The sequence below is a fragment of the Nocardia sp. FBN12 genome (assembly GCF_054031145.1).
Window position 1 is genome coordinate 5,280,254 of record NZ_CM132926.1, and the last position, 21,916, is coordinate 5,302,169.

Annotated in this window: 21 protein-coding genes and 1 pseudogene; 4 read left to right on the plus strand and 18 right to left on the minus strand. The window is 66.6% G+C overall.

The genetic code is table 11. The features are described from left to right. Positions 1–37: 37 nt before the first annotated feature. Positions 38–1,561, minus strand: coding sequence for an MFS transporter (locus ACWZHB_RS24775; protein WP_427904208.1), 1,524 nt, complete (start codon positions 1,559–1,561; stop codon positions 38–40). Positions 1,562–1,664: 103 nt separating this feature from the next. On the opposite strand from ACWZHB_RS24775, the gene ACWZHB_RS24780 reads away from it, so the two are divergent. Beyond that, complete coding sequence (locus ACWZHB_RS24780; protein WP_427904209.1) at positions 1,665–2,558, plus strand: helix-turn-helix transcriptional regulator; 894 nt, start codon at positions 1,665–1,667, stop codon at positions 2,556–2,558. 46 nt (positions 2,559–2,604) lie between these two features. On the opposite strand, the pseudogene ACWZHB_RS24785 reads toward ACWZHB_RS24780, so the two are convergent. Further along, positions 2,605–3,971: pseudogene (locus tag ACWZHB_RS24785) on the minus strand (elongation factor G); the annotation flags it as partial. Between the two features lie 293 nt (positions 3,972–4,264). Here ACWZHB_RS24785 and ACWZHB_RS24790 point away from each other — a divergent pair. After that, positions 4,265–4,696, plus strand: coding sequence for a PPOX class F420-dependent oxidoreductase (locus ACWZHB_RS24790; RefSeq protein WP_427904210.1), 432 nt, complete (start codon positions 4,265–4,267; stop codon positions 4,694–4,696). Between the two features lies 1 nt (position 4,697). Here the strand turns inward: ACWZHB_RS24790 and ACWZHB_RS24795 are convergent, their stop codons facing one another. Then, positions 4,698–5,519 (minus strand): alpha/beta fold hydrolase, encoded by an 822-nt coding sequence (locus tag ACWZHB_RS24795; protein WP_427904211.1) that lies wholly within the window; start codon positions 5,517–5,519, stop codon positions 4,698–4,700. A gap of 184 nt (positions 5,520–5,703) precedes the next feature. On the opposite strand from ACWZHB_RS24795, the gene ACWZHB_RS24800 reads away from it, so the two are divergent. Next, positions 5,704–6,060 carry a nitroreductase/quinone reductase family protein gene (locus ACWZHB_RS24800; protein WP_427904212.1) on the plus strand — a complete coding sequence of 119 codons (357 nt, stop codon included), beginning with the start codon at positions 5,704–5,706 and terminating at the stop codon, positions 6,058–6,060. Positions 6,061–6,134: 74 nt separating this feature from the next. Here ACWZHB_RS24800 and tuf read toward each other — a convergent pair whose 3' ends face one another. The 7 genes from tuf to hppD all read right to left on the minus strand — a co-directional run bounded on the left by tuf (position 6,135) and on the right by hppD (position 12,957). Continuing rightward, a complete protein-coding gene (tuf, locus tag ACWZHB_RS24805; protein WP_358109020.1) occupies positions 6,135–7,325 on the minus strand; it encodes an elongation factor Tu in 1,191 nt (396 codons plus the stop codon). Positions 7,326–7,459: 134 nt separating this feature from the next. Next, on the minus strand, positions 7,460–9,562 hold the full coding sequence (gene fusA, locus ACWZHB_RS24810; RefSeq protein WP_427904213.1) for an elongation factor G: 2,103 nt from the start codon (positions 9,560–9,562) through the stop codon (positions 7,460–7,462). Between the two features lie 33 nt (positions 9,563–9,595). Then, positions 9,596–10,066 carry a 30S ribosomal protein S7 gene (gene rpsG / locus ACWZHB_RS24815; RefSeq protein ID WP_056814216.1) on the minus strand — a complete coding sequence of 157 codons (471 nt, stop codon included), beginning with the start codon at positions 10,064–10,066 and terminating at the stop codon, positions 9,596–9,598. Between the two features lies 1 nt (position 10,067). After that, positions 10,068–10,442 (minus strand): 30S ribosomal protein S12, encoded by a 375-nt coding sequence (gene rpsL / locus ACWZHB_RS24820; RefSeq protein WP_056814220.1) that lies wholly within the window; start codon positions 10,440–10,442, stop codon positions 10,068–10,070. Positions 10,443–10,716: 274 nt separating this feature from the next. Next, on the minus strand, positions 10,717–11,259 hold the full coding sequence (locus ACWZHB_RS24825; RefSeq protein ID WP_427904214.1) for a DUF3558 domain-containing protein: 543 nt from the start codon (positions 11,257–11,259) through the stop codon (positions 10,717–10,719). Then, complete coding sequence (locus tag ACWZHB_RS24830; RefSeq protein ID WP_427904215.1) at positions 11,256–11,783, minus strand: DUF3558 domain-containing protein; 528 nt, start codon at positions 11,781–11,783, stop codon at positions 11,256–11,258. Before ACWZHB_RS24830 ends, ACWZHB_RS24825 begins: the two co-directional genes overlap by 4 nt. 31 nt (positions 11,784–11,814) lie before the next feature. Continuing rightward, entirely contained in the window at positions 11,815–12,957 is a 1,143-nt protein-coding gene (gene hppD, locus ACWZHB_RS24835) for a 4-hydroxyphenylpyruvate dioxygenase (protein ID WP_427904216.1), read from the minus strand. Positions 12,958–13,089: 132 nt separating this feature from the next. On the opposite strand from hppD, the gene ACWZHB_RS24840 reads away from it, so the two are divergent. Continuing rightward, positions 13,090–13,605 carry an Lrp/AsnC family transcriptional regulator gene (locus tag ACWZHB_RS24840; protein WP_427904217.1) on the plus strand — a complete coding sequence of 172 codons (516 nt, stop codon included), beginning with the start codon at positions 13,090–13,092 and terminating at the stop codon, positions 13,603–13,605. A gap of 36 nt (positions 13,606–13,641) precedes the next feature. Here the strand turns inward: ACWZHB_RS24840 and ACWZHB_RS24845 are convergent, their stop codons facing one another. From ACWZHB_RS24845 to ACWZHB_RS24880, 8 genes are all read right to left on the minus strand, one after another. Then, positions 13,642–14,283 carry a GntR family transcriptional regulator gene (locus tag ACWZHB_RS24845; protein WP_427904218.1) on the minus strand — a complete coding sequence of 214 codons (642 nt, stop codon included), beginning with the start codon at positions 14,281–14,283 and terminating at the stop codon, positions 13,642–13,644. A 7-nt stretch (positions 14,284–14,290) separates the two neighbouring features. Next, on the minus strand, positions 14,291–15,283 hold the full coding sequence (locus ACWZHB_RS24850; protein ID WP_427904219.1) for an isopenicillin N synthase family dioxygenase: 993 nt from the start codon (positions 15,281–15,283) through the stop codon (positions 14,291–14,293). Between the two features lie 13 nt (positions 15,284–15,296). After that, the gene (locus ACWZHB_RS24855; RefSeq protein ID WP_427904220.1) at positions 15,297–16,466 is read right to left on the minus strand and encodes a substrate-binding domain-containing protein; all 1,170 of its coding nucleotides are present in this window, start codon (positions 16,464–16,466) and stop codon (positions 15,297–15,299) included. Between the two features lie 33 nt (positions 16,467–16,499). After that, positions 16,500–17,342, minus strand: coding sequence for an ABC transporter permease (locus ACWZHB_RS24860; protein WP_427904221.1), 843 nt, complete (start codon positions 17,340–17,342; stop codon positions 16,500–16,502). Continuing rightward, positions 17,342–18,127 carry an ABC transporter ATP-binding protein gene (locus tag ACWZHB_RS24865; protein WP_427909286.1) on the minus strand — a complete coding sequence of 262 codons (786 nt, stop codon included), beginning with the start codon at positions 18,125–18,127 and terminating at the stop codon, positions 17,342–17,344. The genes ACWZHB_RS24860 and ACWZHB_RS24865 overlap by 1 nt, the downstream gene beginning before the upstream one ends. Positions 18,128–18,239: 112 nt before the next feature. After that, the gene (locus tag ACWZHB_RS24870; protein ID WP_427904222.1) at positions 18,240–19,553 is read right to left on the minus strand and encodes an amidohydrolase family protein; all 1,314 of its coding nucleotides are present in this window, start codon (positions 19,551–19,553) and stop codon (positions 18,240–18,242) included. Positions 19,554–19,681: 128 nt separating this feature from the next. Next, entirely contained in the window at positions 19,682–20,794 is a 1,113-nt protein-coding gene (locus tag ACWZHB_RS24875) for a winged helix DNA-binding domain-containing protein (protein ID WP_427904223.1), read from the minus strand. A gap of 133 nt (positions 20,795–20,927) precedes the next feature. Then, a complete protein-coding gene (locus tag ACWZHB_RS24880) occupies positions 20,928–21,902 on the minus strand; it encodes an NADPH:quinone oxidoreductase family protein (protein WP_427904224.1) in 975 nt (324 codons plus the stop codon). Positions 21,903–21,916 lie beyond the last annotated feature (14 nt).

Here is a 21,916-nt window from a genome sequence, read left to right on the forward strand (position 1 = left end):
TCTGCAGCGGAACGCGGCTGAGTGCGGACTCGGTCCGTCAGCTTCGGATGTCCGCCGGGGGTCGTCGGTGCGATGCGGGCTCGGTTGGCACCGCATTCGATTTGTCCGCGGCGAGCGCCTCGCTGCGGAGCACGCGGATGGCCACGGCGCCGAGGACGCCGTGCAGGATGGCCGCGGTGACGGCGACGACGTGCAATCCGCTGACGAAGGCGCTGCGGGCGTCGTCGAGTACGGCGGAGGCGAGACCTGGCAGGTTCAGGGTTTCGCCGAGGGTGGGGGCGAGGTCGGGGCCGTCGATGCGGAAGAGGGCGGCGGCCAGCGAGCCGAACAGGGCGATGCCGAGTGCGTTGCCGAGTTCGTTGCCGGTTTCGGCGAGTGCGGCGGCGGAGCCCGCGCGTTCGGCGGGGACCGCGGCGACGGCGATGTCGGCGACCACGCTGAACGAGATGCCGTAGCCGATGCCCGCGACCGCGGTCGCCGCGATGTACCAGCCGATTCCGTCACCGGTGCCGGTCGGCAACAGCAGCAGCAGTCCTGCGGCGATCGTGAAGTGGGCGGTGATCAGGGCAGCCGCGCGGCCGATACGGGCGACGACGGCCGGGGTGACGACGGCGGCCACCGTGAGAACGAGCGCGCCGGGGACCGCCAGTAGCGCGGCGTCGGCGATGGACAGGCCGAGGACCGATTGCAGGTAGGTCGCCGCCAGGTACGCGGTTGCCGACCAGGCGGCCAGTGGCAGGAACCCGGTGATGATCGCGATGGTGAAGACCGGGTTGCGGAACAAGGTGAAGTCGATGAGCGGGTTGTCGATGCGCGCCTGCCTGCGGCCGAACACCGAGAGCAGCGCCACACCGGCCAGTCCGAGAACCAGCGTTGCGAACGAAACACCCTCGGCGGCAACATGCTTCACGGCATACATGGTCAGCAGCAGTCCGGCAGCCGAGGTGAGCACGCTGGCGATATCGACGCCGGCACCGCCGCTCGCGCGCACCTCACCGAGCAGGATCGGCGCCAGCACCAGGAACACCAGCACCACGGGCACGTTGATCAGCAGTACCGACCCCCACCAGAAATGGCTCAACAGCTGACCGGCGACGATCGGGCCGATCGCGAAACCCGCGGCGAACGTGGCGGCGAAGATACCGATGGCCTGGGCGCGCCTGCGTGGGTCGGTGAACAGGGTGCCGAGCACAGCGAGCGCCGACGGCAACAGCGTCGCACCGGCCACGCCCATCAGGACACGGAAGGCGATCAGCAGCTCGGGGCTCGTGGCGAAGGCGGCACCCACCGAGCCGAGGCCGAACATCGCCGCGCCGATCATCAACAGGCGTTTGCGGCCGTAGCGGTCGCCGATGGTGCCGAACGCGATCAGCAAGGAGCCGACCGCGAAGCCGTAGCTGTCCAGGATCCAGAGGGATTGGTCGGCCGAGGGTGCGAGCGCGCCGGTGATGGCGGGCATCGCCAAGAACAGCACCGAGCCGTCCATCGCGACGAGCAGGACGGGGCCGAGTACCACCAGCAGGCCGAGCCAGGACCGCAGCTCGGAATTGATTCGATTCATGTCACCCACCCTGCGATCGGGCGCGGACGACAACCAGACCCCTGACGTGGGTACACCCGGCAGGAGTAGGCACGACTCCTGCCCGGTGCCTACGATGGGAACGATGGAGTTGGAAAGCCTCGGAACGTTCCTCAAGTCCCGCCGCGACCGAACCACCCCGGAACGGATCGGCCTACGCACCTTCGGTGTCACCCGGCGCGTGCCCGGCCTCCGGCGTGAGGAACTCGCTCAGCTCGCCGGGGTCAGCGCCGGGTACTACACCCGCCTCGAACAGGACCAGGCGGGAACCGTCTCCGCGCAGGTCATCGACGCTCTCGCCCGGGTGCTCCAACTCGACCCCGCCGAAACGACCCACCTGCACAACCTCGCGGGCCAACCATCCGTCCCCCGCCTGATCAGAGACGAACCGGAGCAACCCCACGCTCGGGTCCTCACGCTGCTCACCTCACTCGGTGACACCATGCCCGCCGTGGTCCTCGGTCGCCGTGGCGATGTACTCGCCTGGAACCGTGCCGGGCACGCGCTCGTCGGCGAGCACCTCGACTTCACCGCACCCGACGACCCCGAGCGGCGCCCGTCGATTCCGCGGCTGTTCTTCCTCGATCCGCACGCCAGGGATCTGTACCGGAACTGGGACGAGCTCGCCCGTATCCACGTCGGCTACCTGCGGCTGACCGCCGGTCGGTACCCCACCGATGCGCGTCTGGCCGAACTGATCGGCGAACTCGCCATGCGCAGTTCTACGTTCGCCACGCTATGGGCCGCGGCGGAGGTCGCCGACTGCACTGTCGGACCGATGGATCTGCGCCATCCGACGGTGGGCCGCGTCGATGTCGATTATCAGGTGTGGTTGCAGCCCGACAGCCCTGATCACCGGCTCGAGGTCTACACCGCGCGCGACGCGAGTTCGGCTGACGCGCTGCGGCTACTGACCGCCGGAACTCGACCGACTCCGGCGATGGTCGACATCGACGCGTCGGACGAAACCCACGCATAGCCAGACGAACCGGTGACGCCGCACTGTGCGACGCCACCGGTTTCGATCAACTGCCCGCGATGATCGACTCCGCCGCACTCGGTGGGACCGGGGCGTAGGAGTCGAACACCATCGAGTAGTTCGCTCGGCCACGGGTTTTCGAGCGCAGGTCCCCGATGTAGCCGAACATCTCCTGGAGCGGGGTCAGTGCGCGGATGACGTGGGCGCCGCCGCGTTCGGTGAGGTCGGTGACTCGGCCGCGCCGGGCGTTGAGGTCACCGATGATCTCGCCGACGTACTCCTCGTGGGTGAGGACCTCTACGGCCATCATCGGTTCGAGGAGTACTGGCTTCGCCTTCGCGACCGCGGCTCGCACCGCCGCCGCACCGGCCAGGCGGAAGGCCAGGTCGGACGAATCCTGAACGTGGGCGGCGCCGTCGAGCAGCGTCACTTTCACGTTCACCAGGGGGAAGCCCGCGAGCGGGCCGATGCGGAGTGCGTCTTGTGCGCCCGCGTCGACCGCGGGGATGTACTCCCGCGGTATCCGCCCGCCGGTGACCCGGCTGTCGAATTCGTAGATCGCGCCGTCGTCGGCCACGTGTGGTTCCAGCGCGATCGCCACCTCGGCGAACTGTCCGCGTCCGCCCACTTGCTTGCGGTGGGTGTATTCGAACAGTTCGACTGCGGTGGTGATGGTTTCACGATAGGCCACGCGTGGTGCGCCGATCTCGGCATCCACCCCGAACTGCCGTTTCATCCGGTCGACCAAGACCTCCAGATGCAGTTCGCCCATGCCACCGATGACCGTTTGACCGGTTTCGATGTCCGCGCGCACGGTGAACGTCGGGTCCTCCTCGGCCAGACGGGCCAGCGCGGTGCCCAGCTTGTCCTGATCCGCGCGGGTTCGCGGTTCGATCGATACCGCGAGCACGGGGTCGGGGAAGGTCATCGGCTCGAGCACGATGGGAGCACCGCGACTTTGAACGCCAGGGCCGCGAAGGGCTCGGCGATCTCGGGCGCACGGTGAATCGGTTCGCTCTCGGGCGAGAATCCCTGTACAGCAACGACATCAAGTGGCGAAGGCAGATAGTCGACGATGGCGTACAGCAGCGGCTGCACGCCGATGTTCGCCAGCGCCGAACCACACAGGACCGGGTAGGCCTTTGCGTCGATCGTCATCCGCCGGATGGCGGCCTCGAGGACCTCGACCGTGATCGGGAGCCCGGCGAGGTAGCGCTCCTGCACTTCCTCGTCGCCTTCCGCGACTGCCGCCTCCAACACCTCGCGATGTTGTAATGCCGTGGTGCGCAGATCTTCTGGAATCTCGCCTTCCTTGGCATCGAATACCGCGACCGCACCGTCGAGCACCCGCAGCGTGCGCTCCACTTCGGCGGTGAAGTCGACGTGGCCGGGGGCGTCGATATTGCGTATTCGGGCGAGATCGATTCTGGTCATGGGAATCCCCCAGGCTGGTTTTTGTCGATGAATCGACGCTCGCCAGTGGGGCGTTCCTGGAACGGCACGGCGTCGGATCACGCGGCGCCGCACCGGCGCCCTCATGACCCGATGCGAACTAGAACCGCGACTGCGGAAGTGCTGTAACCATGCGACAAGTTCTACGCGCCCGATCGCGCGCTGTCGACGGAATTTCCGCCACCCGGGCATAAACGCGTGACCCCCACGGTTCGTCACAACGAACAGCCCCGCCAGCCACTAGGAGCCGATCGATGCCCGAAACCCCACTCGACCTGCACGCTCTCATCGCCGATTCCCGCATCGGCATCCTCGCCACGATCAAATCCGACGGCAGGCCCCAACTCTCCCCCGTCACCCCGTACTACGACCGCGCCGCGGGCATCATCTACGTCTCCATGACCGAAGGCCGCGCCAAGACGGTCAACCTTCGACGCGACCCGCGCGCCGCGCTGGAGGTCACCAGCGCGGACGGATGGTCATGGGCCACCGCGGAGGGCACCGCCACGTTGACCGGACCCGGAACCGACCCGAACGGCCCGGAAGTCGAGGCGTTGGTCGGCTATTACCGAGCGGCCGCGGGCGAGCACCCCGACTGGAACGAGTACCGCGAGGTGATGGTCTCGGATCGGCGCGTGCTCATGGCCTTGGCCGTCGAACACGTCTACGGTGCCAAGATCCGCTGAGTCAGGTTGTCTCCGAGAGGAATTCGGTGACATCTGGAGCGAACCGGGCATGTTTGATCGCGCCCAGATGGTCTGTCGCGGGGTAGATGATCAGGCGGGAATCGGGGATGCCGTCGGCGGTGTAGCGGAAGGACGACTGGTCGTAGAACTCGTCGCGTTCGCCGGCGACGACCAAGGTCCGGGCTTTGATCTCGGCGAGGCGATCGGTGAGGTCGAAGGCGTCTTCGGCATGGACGAAAGCGAGGGTGTCGGCGGGGTTCTTCGGGCGGAGCAGCGGGTCCGCCAGCCAGGCCGCCGCGCCGACGAGGCGGGCTTTCAGCGGAGATTCGATGCCCTGAGTCGCCAGGTGGTGCAGGGAGCGTTTGCCCGCGGCGGCGGCCTGCGCGTAGTTCATTTGCGACACGCGCGCGGACTGGTCGAGACGGTAGGCGGAGGAAGCGACCACCAGTCGCCGCACTACCGCGGGATGGTCGGCGGCGAGTTGCAGGGCAACCGAGCCACCCGACGAAATGCCGAGAACGTCTACGGGAGCACCGAATTCGTTGTGCAGGGCTTGCGCGTGCTCGCGCGCGATGTCGGCCATCGAGGTACCGGCCGCCATCCCCGGCGCGCGATTGACCGCATACACCCGGAAGTTCCTGGCCAACGGCGCCATCGTCTTGATCTCGCTCGACCGCAGCCAGCCACGCGGATTGGCGTGATCGGGCATGAACCACCGCAGGAACACCAGCGGCCGCCCCGCCCCGAACGCGAGATAGGGCATCCCGTGCTCGAACACCCCTTCGCTGACATCCAATTCCCGTTCGAGCGCTGCCCTACCCACGAAGTCTCCGATCCTCTCGAATGCCTTGGCACCCAACGCTACCGACAATCACCGACAACCGCGATGACCTGCGAGGTCATCACTCGTAGGTGGCCGGCGATCGCCCGGACTCTCAGCCCGCTGCCAAAGATCGTCGGTAGCTTGGGCAACAGCACGTTCGTTCTTCATCAGGCAGGAGAAGCCGTTGATTCAGGAATCGTTGTTGCGTCGGGGATTGCGGGGGATGAACGCCGGGGTGGTGGCGTTGACCGAGGCCCCGGTCATCGGGAAGGTGCTGGGTAAGTCGTTCGCGCAGATCAGCTATGTGGGTCGGCGTTCCGGGCGGACGTTCACGACGCCGGTGAACTATCGGCGTTCCGGCGAGGAGTACGTCATCGGTGCCGCGATGCCCGACAAGAAGAAGTGGTGGCGCAACTTTCTCGGCGAGGGTGGCCCGGTCACCCTGCGCATCGATGGCGTCGACCACGTCGGCCATGCGGTCGCCCATCGGGACCAGCGGGGCCGGGTCGCCGTCCGGGTGAAGCTCGACGCGGCCGACTGACCCCCGGTAAACGCCGAACGGCGCCGCTCCCAGGGGAGCGACGCCGTTCAGGTTGTGCAGTGGGTCTTACAGACTCACTTGATGATCTTCGTGACGCGACCGGCACCGACGGTGCGGCCACCCTCGCGGATCGCGAAGCGCAGGCCTTCGTCCATGGCGACCGGCTGGATCAGCTTGACCAGCATCTCGGTGTTGTCGCCGGGCATGACCATCTCGGTGCCCTCGGGGAGGGTAACGACGCCGGTCACGTCCGTGGTACGGAAGTAGAACTGCGGGCGGTAGTTGTTGAAGAACGGGGTGTGGCGGCCGCCCTCGTCCTTCGACAGGATGTACGCCTGGCCCTCGAACTCCGTGTGGGGAGTCGTGGTGCCCGGCTTGACGACAACCTGGCCACGCTCGACATCTTCGCGCTTGATGCCACGAACCAGCAGGCCGACGTTGTCGCCCGCCTGGCCCTGGTCGAGCAGCTTGCGGAACATCTCGATACCGGTGACGGTGGTCTTGGTCGACTTCTCCTTGATGCCGACGATTTCCACCTCCTCGTTCACGTTGACGATGCCGCGCTCGACACGACCGGTGACGACGGTGCCACGACCGGTGATCGTGAAGACGTCCTCAACGGGCATCAGGAACGGGAGCTCGGTCTCGCGGACCGGGTCCGGGATCGAGTCGTCGACGGCCTGCATGAGCTCGACGATGGCCTCGGCCCACTTCTCGTCGCCCTCGAGGGCCTTCAGACCGGAGACGCGCACGACCGGCGCGTCCTCGTCGAATTCCTGCGAGGCCAGCAGTTCGCGGACCTCCATCTCGACGAGCTCGAGGATTTCCTCATCGTCGACCATGTCCGACTTGTTCAGCGCGACCAGGATGTAGGGCACGCCGACCTGACGGGCGAGCAGCACGTGCTCGCGAGTCTGCGGCATCGGACCATCGGTGGCCGCGACGACCAGGATGGCGCCGTCCATCTGCGCCGCACCGGTGATCATGTTCTTGATGTAGTCCGCGTGGCCCGGGGCGTCGACGTGCGCGTAGTGGCGCTTATCGGTCTGGTACTCGACGTGGGAGATGTTGATCGTGATACCACGAGCCTTCTCCTCCGGCGCCTTGTCGATCTGATCGAACGCGAACGCGTCGTTCAGATCCGGGAACTTGTCAGCCAGCACCTTGGTGATCGCTGCAGTCAGCGTGGTCTTGCCGTGGTCGACGTGACCGATGGTGCCGATGTTGACGTGCGGCTTCGTCCGCTCGAACTTCGCCTTCGCCACTTTTGGGTCCTCCTGGACTTGTTGGTGCGTGCATTTGCAGCAGTGCGTGTGTCATCCCCACTGGGGGTGGGGACCGGGGGTATTACATGACGCCCGACACTCGGGGTCCAGTGTGCCACTGGACCCCAAGGGGTTTATTCGCCGGTCGCCTTGGCGATGATCTCCTTGGACACATTGGCCGGAACCTCTGCGTACTGGGCGAACACCATGGAGTAGTTCGCGCGACCCTGGGTCTTCGACCGCAGGTCACCGATGTAACCGAACATCTCCGAGAGCGGAACCAGCGCCTTGACGACACGGGCACCACTGCGTTCCTCCATGGCCTGAATCTGGCCACGGCGGGAGTTGAGGTCGCCGATCACGTCGCCCATGTATTCCTCGGGCGTGATGACCTCGACCGCCATGAGCGGCTCGAGGATCACCGGACCGGCCTTACGGGCCGCTTCCTTGAGGGCCTGCGAACCCGCGATCTTGAACGCCATTTCCGAGGAGTCGACGTCGTGGTACGCGCCGTCGAGCAGGCTGACCTTCAGGTTCACCAGCGGGTAGCCGGCGAGCACGCCGTACTGCATGGCATCCTGGGCGCCCGCGTCGACCGACGGGATGTACTCACGGGGCACGCGACCGCCGGAGACCTTGTTCTCGAACTCGTAGGTCGCGCCGTCCTCGCCGATGAACGGCTCGAGGGCGATGATGACCTTCGCGAACTGGCCGGAGCCACCCGTCTGCTTCTTGTGGGTGAACTCGTGCTTTTCGACCTTCTTGGTGATGGTCTCGCGGTAGGCCACCTGCGGCTTGCCGACGTTCGCCTCGACCTTGAACTCGCGACGCATACGGTCGACGAGGATGTCGAGGTGGAGCTCGCCCATGCCGCCGATGACGGTCTGGCCGGTCTCCTGGTCGAGCTTGACCGAGAACGTCGGGTCTTCGCGCGCCAGCTTCTGGATCGCGGTGCCGAGCTTTTCCTGGTCGGACTTGGTCTTGGGCTCGATCGAGACCTCGATGACCGGATCCGGGAAGGTCATCGACTCGAGCACGACCTGGTTCTGCGCGTCGGACAGGGTGTCACCGGTGGTGGTGTCCTTCAGGCCGATGACCGCGTAGATGTGGCCGGCCGAAGCCGTCGCGACCGGCATCTCCTTGTTGGAGTGCATCTGGAACAGCTTGCCAAGACGCTCCTTCTTGCCCTTGGTCGAGTTCACGACCTGGGCGCCGGAGGCAACCTGACCCGAGTACACGCGCACGTAGGTGAGCTCACCGAAGAACGGGTGCACCGCGATCTTGAACGCCAGGGCCGCGAAGGGCTCGTCGACGTTGGGCTTGCGGGTGACCAGCTCTTCTTCCTTGTTGGGCACGTGGCCGGTGGTGGCCTCGACGTCCAGCGGGGAAGGGAGGTAATCGATGACCGCGTCGAGCATGGGCTGAACGCCCTTGTTCTTGAACGCGGAACCACACAGCACCGGGTACAGCTCGGAGTTGACCGTCATCTTGCGGATGGCGCCCTTGATCTCCTCGATGGTGAGATCCTCGCCACCGAAGAACTTCTCGAGCAGTGCCTCGTCGGACTCGGCGACGGTCTCGAGCAGTTCCTGACGGTACTGCTCGGCCTTCTCCTTGAGGTCGGCCGGGATCTCGACGACTTCGTACTCTTCGCCGAGCTTGGTCTCGCCCTTCCAGACCTTGGCATTGTTCTCGACCAGGTCGACGATGCCCTCGAAGTCGTTCTCAGCGCCGATGGGCAGCTGGATCACGAGCGGACGAGCGCCGAGACGGTCCTTGATGGTCTGCACGGTGAAGTAGAAATCCGCACCGAGCTTGTCCATCTTGTTCACGAAGCAGATACGCGGCACGTCGTACTTGTCGGCCTGACGCCACACCTGCTCGGACTGGGGCTCGACACCCTCTTTGCCGTCGAACACCGCGACCGCACCATCGAGCACGCGGAGCGAACGCTCCACCTCGACGGTGAAGTCGACGTGCCCGGGGGTGTCGATGATGTTGATCTGGTTGTCTTTCCAGAAGCAAGTGGTAGCCGCGGAGGTGATGGTGATACCACGCTCCTGCTCCTGCTCCATCCAGTCCATCGTGGCCGCGCCGTCGTGAACTTCACCGATCTTGTACGTGATACCGGTGTAGAACAGGATGCGTTCGGTTGTGGTGGTCTTGCCCGCATCGATGTGGGCCATGATGCCGATGTTGCGGACCTTGTTCAGGTCGGTGAGCACGTCCTGTGCCACGAAATTCTCCCTTTTAAGTGACGGGCCGGACTATCACCAGCGGTAGTGCGCGAAGGCCCGGTTCGACTCGGCCATCTTGTGGGTGTCTTCGCGACGCTTCACAGCGGCACCGAGGCCGTTGCTGGCGTCGAGGAGCTCGTTGGCGAGACGCTCGACCATGGTCTTCTCGCGACGGGCGCGGGAGTAGCTGACCAGCCAGCGCAGCGCGAGGGTGTTGGCGCGGCCCGGACGGACCTCGACCGGCACCTGGTAGGTGGCGCCACCGACACGACGGGGCTTCACCTCGAGGGCGGGCTTGACGTTGTCCAGCGCGCGCTTGAGGGTGACGACCGGATCGGTGCCGGTCTTCTCACGCGCCTGCTCGAGTGCGCCGTAGACGATGCGCTCGGCGGTGGACTTCTTGCCGTCCATCAGGATCTTGTTGACCAGCTGAGTGACCAGCGGGGACCCGTAGACCGGGTCGTTGATCAGCGGACGCTTGGGTGCGGGGCCCTTGCGTGGCATATCAGCTCTTCTCCTTCTTGGCGCCGTAGCGGCTGCGCGCCTGCTTGCGGTTCTTCACGCCCTGGGTGTCGAGCGATCCACGGATGATCTTGTAACGGACACCGGGGAGGTCCTTCACACGACCGCCGCGAACGAGCACCATGGAGTGCTCCTGCAGGTTGTGGCCTTCACCGGGGATGTACGCCGTGACCTCGATCGCGCTGGTCAGGCGAACACGCGCGACCTTACGGAGCGCGGAGTTCGGCTTCTTGGGGGTGGTGGTGTACACGCGAGTGCACACGCCACGACGCTGCGGGCTCCCCTTCAGGGCCGCAGTCTTGGTCTTGGTGACCTTGTCGCGGCGACCCTTGCGGACCAGCTGGTTGATGGTTGGCATAGACCGGCTTTCCTTATTGGTTATTGCGCTTGGTGTGTAGTGTCAACTGCAGTTCATCGAGCTTTCACCCGCACGTCAGACCACGTTTCCGTTAACCCGTGGTCGGGCGTGTCGCTGAGGCGCTCAGTGCCCTTTTCAAGGCACGCTGGAACGTATCGGCCGCTTTCGCTGGCCTACGTTCACACACGAACTTGCCCGTAGCAATCCGGGCACAGGGATCTACGATACCCGCGTGCCCGATTCGGGGTCAAAGCGGGGGGCCGCGTCAAGCCTTCTACCGGGCGAGATCCAGAGTCAGCTCGACCAATTTCTGGGCACCCGCGCACGGATCGGGGTGCGCCGAGCCGGGCTTGTAGTTGATCCACCAACCGACCACGCCGACATCGGCGGCCGGGGCGGTGACGCCACAGGAGTCGTTGTCGCCCGGCCTGCGCACCTGCAGCGCCCTGCGGCCCTGCACGGTGATGTCGCCGGAGAGGTAGCCCAACTTGTCGTTGGTGGTCTTCTCGTTGTTCAGCGTACCCATCTCGTACCAGTTGAGGCTGGCCATGGCTGTCCCACCAGGAGCGTCCTCGATGTCCCACATGCAGACGGCGCCGCTGAACGAGGCGTTCACCTGCTGGGCGTTGCCGATGATCTCACCGATCTTGTCGGCGGCCACCACCTCGCACTCGCGCAGCAGCTTGTCGAAGTCGGTGTTGATCGTCTCGCCGCCGCCACCCTGCCCGAGCGGCTGGGCGCTGCCCTCGATCTTCTGGCCGCAGCCCGCCAGCGCGAGGGTGAGCATCAGCGCGGCGGTGACCTTGCCCGCCCTCACTGCAGGCGTCCCACGGTGAGCTCGGCCAGTTTCCTGGTCTTGTCGCACGGATTGCCCGCGGTGGCGAACAGGCCGGTGGACATCGACCATTCGAAGAAGTCGTCGTCGAGTTGCACGGCGAGGTCGCAGACGGTGCCCTGCGGGTCGAGGGCCATGAAGCCGGAGCGTCCCGCGACGTCGATGGTCTCCGGTTCGCGGCCGACGCTGGACACCCACGCCTTCTCACGTTCGATCGGACTGCCCCGGTACGAGGCGAAAGTAACACTGGGCGAGGACAATCCGGCCGACTGCCAGTTGCAGCCGGTCGCGTTCTTGAAGACCCGCGCGATCTGGCCGAGGCCGGCGAGGTCGCGCACTTCGTCGTCGGTGACATGGCCGCACTCGCCGACGAACGGGCCGAGTGAGGCGACCTTGGGTGGAGGTCGGTTGGGCCCTGTCGGCGTATCGGAGTCGCCCCCCGATCCGCACGACGTCAGCATGACGACCAAGGTCATGCCGGTAATGATCGCCGAGGGGATCCGCATGCCATGAACTCTAATGGTTCACCGCACCGCCTCACAGGTTGCCGCGAGCCTCCTGTTCGCGCTCGATGGCCTGAAAAAGGGCCTTGAAGTTGCCTTTTCCGAAACCGAGTGAGCCGTGTCGCTCGATGAGTTCGAAGAAGACGGTGGGGCGGTCGACGAGGGGGCGGGTGAAGATCTGCAGGAGGTAGCCGTCCTCGTCGCGGTCGACCAGGATGCCGCGGCGCTGCAGTTCGTCGACCGGCACGCGCACGGCGCCGATGCGCGCGCGCAATTCGGGGTCCTCGTAATAGGTGTCGGGAGTGGCGAGGAATTCGACGCCCTCGGCGCGCAGGGCGTCGACCGTGGCGAGGATGTCGCCGGTGGCGAGCGCGATGTGCTGGACGCCGGGGCCGCGGTAGAACTCGAGGTACTCGTCGATCTGAGAACGCTTGCGGCCGTGTGCTGGTTCGTTGAGCGGGAACTTCACCCGGTGGTTGCCGTTGGCGACGACCTTGCTCATCAGCGCGGAGTACTCGGTGGCGATGTCGTCGCCGACGAATTCGGCCATGTTCGTGAACCCCATGACGCCGCGGTAGAAGTCGACCCAGCGGTCCATCATGCCCAGCTCGACATTGCCGACCACGTGGTCGATGGCCTGGAACACGCGCTTGCCCGGCTCGCGGGTGGACGTGCGCGCGATATAGCCGGGCAGATAGGGGCCGGCGTAGCCGGAGCGGTCGACGAGGGTGTGCCTGGTGTCGCCGTAGGTGGCCAGCGCCGCGGAGCGGACGGTGCCGAATTCGTCGGTCTCGTCATGGGGTTCGACGAGGATCGTGGCGCCGTGTTCGCGGGCCCAGGCGATGCAGCGGTCCACGTCGGGGACCTCGAGGGCGATGTCGACGATGCCGTCGCCGTGGCGGTCGTGATGGTCGACGAGCGGGCTGTCGGGGTCGACCGCGCCGGTGATCACGAACCGCGCTCCCCCGCTGCGCAGCACGAACGCCTTGTGGTCGCGATTGCCGGTCTCGGGGCCCGAGTACGCCTCGAGTCGCATCCCGAATGCCGATTGCAGGAAGTGGGCGCTCTGGGTCGCGTTGCCGACGACCCACACGAGGGCGTCCCACCCGATCACGGGAAACGGATCGACACTGTCGTCGTGCTCGATCAGCCCGACGAGCTGCTGCTCAATGGTCATGACCTAGGAAATCGCGGCACACGGCAGGTGGGCAACTACTCCATCGCCGCCTGGACAGGCTGGCTCGAGAAGCCACCGAAACCGGCGAGATGGTGGACAATTTGAATAGCAACCGGACACGGAGGTCAGCGCATGCGCACGCCCGCGAAATTGGACGAACTCGACCTGGCGATCCTCACCGCGATGCACGAGTTCCAGAAGGCCGGAATTCTCGAGCTGTCGCGGCGGACGAAGGTCGCGCGGGCGACGGTGCAGGCGCGGATCAACCGGATGGAGGAATCCGGGGTGATCGCCTCCTACAATCCGCAGATCGATGTCACCGCAGCGGGTTTCGATGTGCAGGCGTTCGTGACGTTGGAGATCGCGCAGGGGGCGCTGGACACGGTGAGTGCTGAACTGGCGGCGATTCCGGGGGTGCTCGAGGCGTATGCGACGACAGGGTCCGGCGACGTGCTGTGCCGGATCGGGGCCGATTCACACGCGGGGCTGCAGGCGGTGTTGTTGAGCATCGATCGGACGGGATCGGTGGTGCGGTCGCACAGCGTGGTGGTGTTGTCGACGGTGGTCGCGCATCGGACGATGCCGCTGCTGCACACGTTGACCCCGGCGGGAACCGCGAAGGCGCCCGCGTACCGAGACCACCGCTGAGCCGCCGGGAGCAACGTTTCCGGCGGTGCGGCGTGCTCAGTGCCGGGCGAGACGCGTGAGCAGCCCTTGTACGTGAGCTTCCGCGGCGGCGCGGGCGGACTCGGGGTGGCCGGATTCGAGGGCTTCGACGATGCGGCGGTGTTCGCGCAGGGCGACGCGGCGGTTGCGGGCCGAGCACCACAGGTCGCCGCGGTAGAGGTGAGCTTGGGCTTCCAGGCGGGCCAGTTCGTCGACGACGCACGCGTTGCCGGACGCGTCGCGGATGAAGGTGTGGAATTCCAGATCGAGCTGGGCGTCGCGGGTGGCGTCGATCGGTTCGTCCAGGTGGGTCTCCTGGGCGGTGATGATGCCGGTGAGCTTGTCGAGGTCGGCCTCGGTGAGGCGGGTGGCGGCCGCGGCGGCGGCGAGACCGTCGAGCGCGGCGCGCACCGCGAGGACATCGCGGATGCGGTCGTCGTCGACGGCGGCCACCTTCGCCCCGGCGTGCGGTGCGCTCACGGCGAGACCCTCGTAGATCAGCTGCTGCACCGCTTCGCGGACGGGGCTGCGGCTGACCCCGAGCTTGGTCGCCAGCGCGGGCACGCTGAGCGATTGGCCCGGGGTCAGCTCGCCGGCGAGCACCATCTGCCTGATCTGCCGATGGACAGACTGGCCGAGCAGCGAAGAAGTGCTATCCATGCGCTGATTATCCCTGGGGCTGGTAGTTCGCCTGCACCCGCTGAGTCAGGAAGTCCGCGGCGGTGACGGGCGGGTATTTCCCGGCGGGTCCCTGGATGACGGCGTCGCGGTCGGCCTGAGCGAAGTAGGCGATGCTGTAGCGCTCGCCCTGGTACTCGCCCTCGCCGGGGCTGCGGACGCGATGGAAGTTCGACGGCAGCAGGTCATCGCTCCAGCGGGTGAGCATGTCCCCGATATTGCAGGTGATCAGGCTCGACGACGGTGTGATGGAAGTCCACTCCTGTTCCGCCATCTCCTTGCCGGGGCATACCTGCAGCCCGCCCTGCCCGTCTCGCTGGAAAAGCAGTGTGAGGCAGTCGAAGTCGGTGTGGGCGCCGGCCCGCCAGCGTCCGGGGACGCCGCGCAGTTCTTCGGGGACGGCGAAGTAGTGCAGCAGGCGCAGGGCGCTCTGGTAGCTCTCGGAGCCGGGATCGTGTGCGGCGGTGAAGTGTTCACGGTCGAAACCGAGGCGGTCGGCGAAGCAGGACAGCACCCGCATCGCCACTTCCCAGGCGCTGTGCTCGAAATCGAGCACGCGAGAACGGAATCCGGCCAGTTCGTGCTCGGTGGGCCACAGCTTGTCCATATGCGGCCGGGTGACCTGGTAGGACTCCTTCTGATCCGGTACGCCGATCGATGGGCGCACCTGACTCAGGCTCTCCCAGCCCGCGTTGTTCTTCTTGACCAGGGGGTACTGCCCCTTGATCTCCTCGGGAAGGGCGAAGAAATCGGCTGTGGTGCTGAACATTTCGTCGATCCGGTGCTGCGGGATGCCGTGGCCGGAGAGCTGGAAGAAACCGATCTCGGTGGCGGCGGCCCACAGTTCCTCGGTGATCTCGGCGCGCCGGTTCTCGAAGTCGGTGAGGTCGATGACGCGGATCTCGCGGTCGGTGGTTTCCTTGCCGAGCCCGCCCATCTGCTTCTCGCGCGAGACCTCGGACATGTCGTAACTGGTGGTCATGGTGGATGTCTCCTTAGCCGGTGACGGAAATGGCGGGGTCGAGGAATTCCTTGGTGACCAGGTCCTTGGCGGCCAGGCCGGTCGGCACGTCCGCGCCGCCGGTCCGCAGGATGGGTCCGAATTCGTCGATGATGCGCTGGACGCGGGCCTCGTCGAAACTGCCGAGGACGCCGTCGGTGTCGTTGCCGATCAGACCGCCGTCGATCAGGGCCTTGGAGCCGAATTCGGCCAGTTCGGCGCTGTAGGGGCTGAGCTTGGGGTTCTGTTCGACCACATCGACGACGACATCGTTGACCTGGCTGGGATCGGCCTTGAACGACGCGGTGGCCTGCTGGATCATCGGCACCAGCTTCCGCAGGCACGGGCCCAGCTCGGCGAGCTTGTCGGCGCGCACGTTGACGGTGCGGGCGTAACCCTCGTAGCCGACGTCCTTGAGCAGCTGGTAGCCGACCGGCTTGTTCCACGCCCGCACTTCGTGCTCGTAGGTGAAGGGTTCGGCATTGACGAAACCCTGCTGGGCGAAGGACGGATCGGTCACGAAGCGCGAAGGCGAGTTGTCGTAGGACGCGTCGACCTGCTCCTTCTTCACCAGCCCACGCGCGACCAGCCAGTCCGGGTACAGCTGACCCTTGGAGACCACCACCGGTTTGCCGGACTTGCCGATATCGGCGATGCCCTGCCAATCGGGGTTGGTCGCCGGATCCCACATCAGCATCTGCGGGCTGTTGCGCAGCAGCGTGGTGACGGCGACGATCGGCTGCTGACCAGCGGCGGCGATGGCGTGCTCGGAGTGCGCGAGACCGAGCGTGATGCTCTGGTCGACATACATCTGCGACGGCACCGTCTGGAAGCCGATGGCCGGGCCACCGGCGCGGATCTCCAGCTTCACGCCGGTGTCCTTGCCGTCGGCCACGAGCGGGCCGGTGATCTTGTTGTTGTCGGCGTCGACCTGGTAGCCAGGGCCGAGCAGACCGAAGATCGGGCCGGAGTCGGTTTCCGGTGCCCACTGGAGCTGGACGACCACGGTGGCGGGGCAGGCGCCTGCGAGCTGCTGCTCGGCTGGGGCCGGTTCGAGCGCGACCGCGGGGGCGTCGGAGGTGTCGTCGGAACAGGCGGACGCGGTGCCGGCCAGCAGCACAGCCAATGCGGCGATGCCGAAGCGACAGAAAGGCGCTGTCTTCATGAGTAGTCCTTCGAAAAAGATTGTGCGCTGTAGTCAGTTGGCGGAGTTGTGCCAGCGGCCGACGCTGACCTTCTGAATGACCGTGAACACCGTGAACACGAGCACGCCGAACAGGGCGGCCAGCAGCAGTGCGCCGATCAGGTCCTCGGATTGCAGGCGGGCGCGGTAGGTGTCGAGCAGGGTGCCGATGCCGGGTTTGCCCTGCGCGAAGAACATGTCGCCGATGATCGCGCCGGTCACGGAAAGTCCTGCGGCGGTGCGCAATCCGGTCAGCGTCGACGGCAGTGCGGCGGGCAGTTGCAGCGACCAGAGGCGGCGCAGCCTGCTCGCGCGGCCGAGGGTGAACAGCTCTTGGAGATTGCCGTCCACGGATTTGATCCCGAACAGTGTCATCGCGATGATCGGATGGATCGCGATCAGCACGCACACGGTGGTGCGGGCGGCGAAGCCGTAACCCAACCACAAGCCGATCAGCGGGACCACCGCGAGTACCGGGATCGCCTGCAGGACAACCGCATACGGGTACACCACGTTCTCGATCGGCTTGGCCTGGCTCATCAGCACCGCGATCGCCACCCCGAGCACCGCCGAGATCAGCAGGCCGGTGATCGCGACCCTGGCGGTAACGGCCAGCGCCTCCAGCATCACCTCGAGCTTCTTCGGATCGGCCAGCGACTCACTGAACACCACGTGCGGCGGCGGCAGCAGGAAGCGACGACCTTCGCTGAGAATCAACATCGACACCGCGTACCAGGCAGCCAGCGCCAGCGTGATCGAGACAATCGGCGCTACCAGCGAACCGCCGAATTTGCGCAGGTGCGCGGTGGGCAGCTGCATCTTCGTGGCGGCGGGGATTCGGGCCGCGACACTCACCATCAGGCAGCCTCTTTCAACGAGCGCGAGATGCGCGAAACGAGTTCGGTGAAGGCGGGTTCGAAACGGAGTTCGCGGTCCCGCGGATAGGGCAGGTCGACGTCGATCACCTCGTGGATGCGGCCGGGCCGGGCCGACATCACCACCACGCGCGAGGCGAGGAACACGGCCTCGGAGACCGAGTGGGTGATGAACAGGGCGGTGAAGGCGTTGTCGCGGTACAGGCGCAGCAACTCTTCCTGCATGTTCAGCCTGGTCATCTCGTCGAGCGCGCCGAACGGCTCGTCGAGCAGCATCAGGCGCGGTTCCAGCGACAGCGCCCTGGCCAGCGAAACGCGCATGCGCATACCGCCGGAGAGCTGACTTGGCAGTTTGTTCGCGAAGTCGGTCAGGCCGACGGCTTCGATCGCGCGCTCGACCCGTTCGCGGCGCGTCTTGCGGTCGACACCGGCCAGCTCGGCCGAGAGTTCGACATTGCGGCGCACCTTGCGCCACGGCAGCAGCGTGGCTTCCTGAAAGATGAACCCGATCGAATTCGTCCGCACCGCAACGGCTCCCGACGTCACCGGCTCGAGGCCGGCGGCCAGGCGCAGCAGCGTGGACTTGCCGCAGCCGGAAGGGCCGACCACCGCGACGAATTCGCCTTCGCGGATGTCGAGGTCGACGTCGGTCAGGGCGAGTGTGCCGTCTTCGCCGCCGAAGCGCTTGCTCACGTCGGCGAAGGAGACCTCCATGCCGGACAGCAGCGTCCTCGCGTCGGCGTCGTTCACCGTGTCGTAGAGCGTCACCGTGATCACCTTCTCCTGCGGTATATCGGTGTTGCGTGCAACCATTGGGCATATTCAGTATTGGCTAGCTTGATTACATGCAATGTGCCATTCGTTTCCGGCGTATTAACAGTCATCGCATGCGAATCAGGCGCTGCGCGAGATCGTGCTGATCGACGCGCGTGCTGAGGCCGTCGCGGATCACGGCCTCGCCGTCGACCCACACGGTGTCGATCACCCGCGGTGACGCGGCAGTCAGCAGCGTGGCGCCGGGGTCGAGGACCGGCAGGCAGGCGAAGTCGCGGTCGAAGCGCACGAGGGTGAGGTCGGCGCGGTCACCGATGGCGATGCCGGTGCGCGCCGGGCGTCCGAGGACCCGGCCCGCGGCGCCGGTCGCCATCCACAGCATCTGTTCGAAGCCGAGCAGGTCGGCCTTCTTGTGGGCCGCGCGCTGCAGGTACGCGCCGATGCGCAGGGCCTGCAGCATGTCCTGGGTGTCGTTGCTCGCAGCGCCGTCGACACCGAGGGTGACGTCGATGCCCGCGGCGAGCATCTCCGGAATCGGGGCGACACCGCTGCCCAGGCGCATGTTGGACACCGGGTTGTAGGACACGGCGACGCCGCGCTCGGCGAAGACCTTGCGGCCGTGGTCGTCGAGGTTGACGCAGTGCACGGCCAGGGTGCGGTCCCAGAGGAAACCGCTCGCGTCGAGGTAGTCGACGGCGCGGGCACCTGCATGCAATCGGCACATGTCGTCGTCGGTGGTGGTCTCGAGGACATGTATCGACACTGTCTTGTCGGTGGCCTGTGCGTACTCGCGGGCGGCCGCCATGCCGTCGGGGGTGAGACAGCGGGGGTTGGGGACGGCGAGCGCGGTGCTGATGCGGGTGCCGAGCAGTTGCTTGTCGAGTGCGTCGACGTGGGCGAACGCCTCGTCGAGTGGTTGCATGAGGCGCGGGTCGAGTCCCCATTTGCGGGTGATGTCGGCGCGGTCGGCGATGCCGCGCCCGAGGACAACGCGGATGCCGAGCTCGTGTAGCGCGCGGATCATCGCCTGGTGGACCGCGTCGGACGGGCTCGGCCACATGTGTTCGACGACCGTGGTGACGCCGCTGCGCAGCAGTTCAAGGCCGCCGGCCAGCGCTGACAGATAGGTCTGTTCCGGGGTGGCGGCGACAGTCCGTTCGCCGACGCAGCGCAGCCATTCCAGCAGCGGCAGACCCTCGCCGATCCCGCGCAGGACCGCCTGCTGCAGGTGGGTGTGGGTGTTGACGAAACCGGGAAGCAGGTGGCCACCACCACCGTCGAAGCGGGGCAGGTCCGCGTGTTCGGGTCCGGCCTCGAGGGCAACGATCTCGCCGTCCACGATCACTACCGCACCGGGCGCCCAGCCCTGCTCGGTGTAGACGGTGGCATTGGTAATAACTACGGACGCAACAGATTCCATGCGCGCACCTCTTCTGCGGATGCGGCTGGTTCGCCCGCCGGATTCAGCGGAGCACGTCGCCCGTTGCAGCCATGAACGTCGTGGGGACGACCCTAGGAAGCGGTTGTTGCCTCGACGTTAAAGCGATGTCACGGGCGAAGGTCTGCGCCGGGCTCGAGGATCTCGATGACGGGGTCGGATTCGGGTTCCAGGAAGGCGAGCAAGGCGGCCGCCTCCGCGTGCACCTGCGCCGCTTCGGTTTTCGTCCACGGGCGGGCCGGGCTGATCCGCAGTCGCGCGGTGCCGGACTTGGCGAAGACCTTGTACACCCCGGCCGCGAAACCATCGATCAGGATCGGCGAGACATTGGTGGCGAAGGCGCGCAGTGTCGGCGGATTGTCGTCGCCGGTGATCCGGGCGCGGTCCTGGTGGGACAGCAGGGCGTTGTCGTACCAGCCGAGCAGCCGGACGGGCGCGGGCAGATCCGGGTCGGCGAGTTCCAGGTCAGCGGCGTCGTAGAGGGTGCGACCGCGCACGTCGGTATAGGTGCGGACGCGGTCACCCAGTGCGGTGACGGCCTTCTTCATCGCGGGAAGGCGCGACCACGTCTGCATGTCCATCGTGCTCGCCGGGCCGAAGGCACGCAGGTACCGCAGAATCAGCTCCGCCACCGGGTAGCCGGGATCCAGCGGCGCGCCGAGCCAGGGCTGCACGCGCGACCACACCGGCCGGCTGTTGTCGCCCCATCGGCCGCGCGGCGGGGTCTGCAGCACGGGAAGTTGGTAGAGCCAGGTCTGCGCGACCGCACCGGCGTCGCGGTCGGGATAGCGGCGGGCGGCCTCGGCGCGCAGATCCGCCGCCGACATCGGCTCGTCACCTAGCGCCGCCTCGCCGTGGGCGCGCACCTCGTCGGGGTCGAGGCCGACCATCGCGCCGTAGTTGAAACCCTTTCGGAACGGGGTCTTCTCGAGTTCGGGCTGAATGTGCGGCGCGATCCGCAAGGCGTCCAGCGGCGTGACGAGATGAATCGTGCCGCGCATCAAAGTGATCCGCACCAGCGAACGGTCGTCGAGACCCTGCGACACTGTCGCCGGATCGAAATCGGCTATCCGACTCCACAATCCGATGAACGGCGGCGGCACGTCCTGGGCCTGCAGACCGACGAGGTGATCGCACATTTGCGGCGCCGTCATGGTCGACCGCTCGAGCAGGTGCTGACGCGCGAGCAAAGTCCGGTTCAACACCCGATTCGACACCAGCACTGCGACTCCTTCGGCTCCTCGGCCGACGATACCGGCCCGCTACGACACACCGGTCCGCGCAGTCGACGGGCTCCGGCCGAACATCCCGCCCTGGCCGTTCGATCCGCCGCCGATCATGCGGACTACGCCGGTTTTATCGCAGCTGGACGACGACCTTGCCCGCGGCGGTGCGCTCATCCAGTGCCGCAACCGCTTCCGCGGTGCGGTCGAGTGGGTAGAGGACCGGGTCGGGTGCGGTGATCGCGCCGGAGGCGAGCAGGGGTTCGATCTCGGCCCATTGTTCGGCGAGGTAGGTGGGGTGGGTCATCACCCATTCGCCCCAGGCCGCGCCGACGACCTCGACGTTCTTGAGCAGCAGGCGGTTCACCTTCACCGTCGGGATCTCGCCCGCGGTGAACCCGACGACGAGCAGCCGGCCGCCGCCGGCCAGCGACCGGATGCTGTCGGTGAAGCGGTCACCGCCGACCGGGTCGAGGACGATGTCGACGCCGCGACCCTCGGTCAGTTCTTTCACCGCGGCGAGCCAGCCCTCGGTGAGCACCACATCGGTGGCGCCGTTGGCCTTGGCCACCTGGGCTTTCGCGTCGGTGCTGACCACCGCGATCACCCGGCCCGCGCCGAGTGCCTTGGCCATGCGCAGGGTGGAGGTGCCGACACCACCGGCCGCGCCGTGGACCAGCACGGTCTCGCCCTCGGCCAGCCTGCCGCGCTTGGTCAGGCAGAAGTGGACGGTGAGGTCGTTGAACAGCACACCGGCGCCCGCCTCGAGCGAGACGTTGTCAGGGAGGGGGAACACAGCGTGTTCCGGCGACACCGCCACCTCGGCGACACCGTTGCCCAGCATGGTCAGCGCGGCGACCCGGTCACCGGGGCGCAGCGACGAACCCGCCGGCGCCTCGCGCACGACGCCGGCTACTTCACCGCCGACGACGAAGGGCAGGCCCGGCTTCATCTGGTAGAGGCCGCGCGTCATCAGCACATCGGGGAAGGCGATGCCCGCGGCGTGCACGTCGATCAGGACGCCGCCCGGGTAGGGCACCGGCTCTGGCAGATCGACGATCTCGATCGCCGAGGGTCCGTCCAACTTGCCGACCTGGGCTGCGCGCATCTTCGACACCTCTC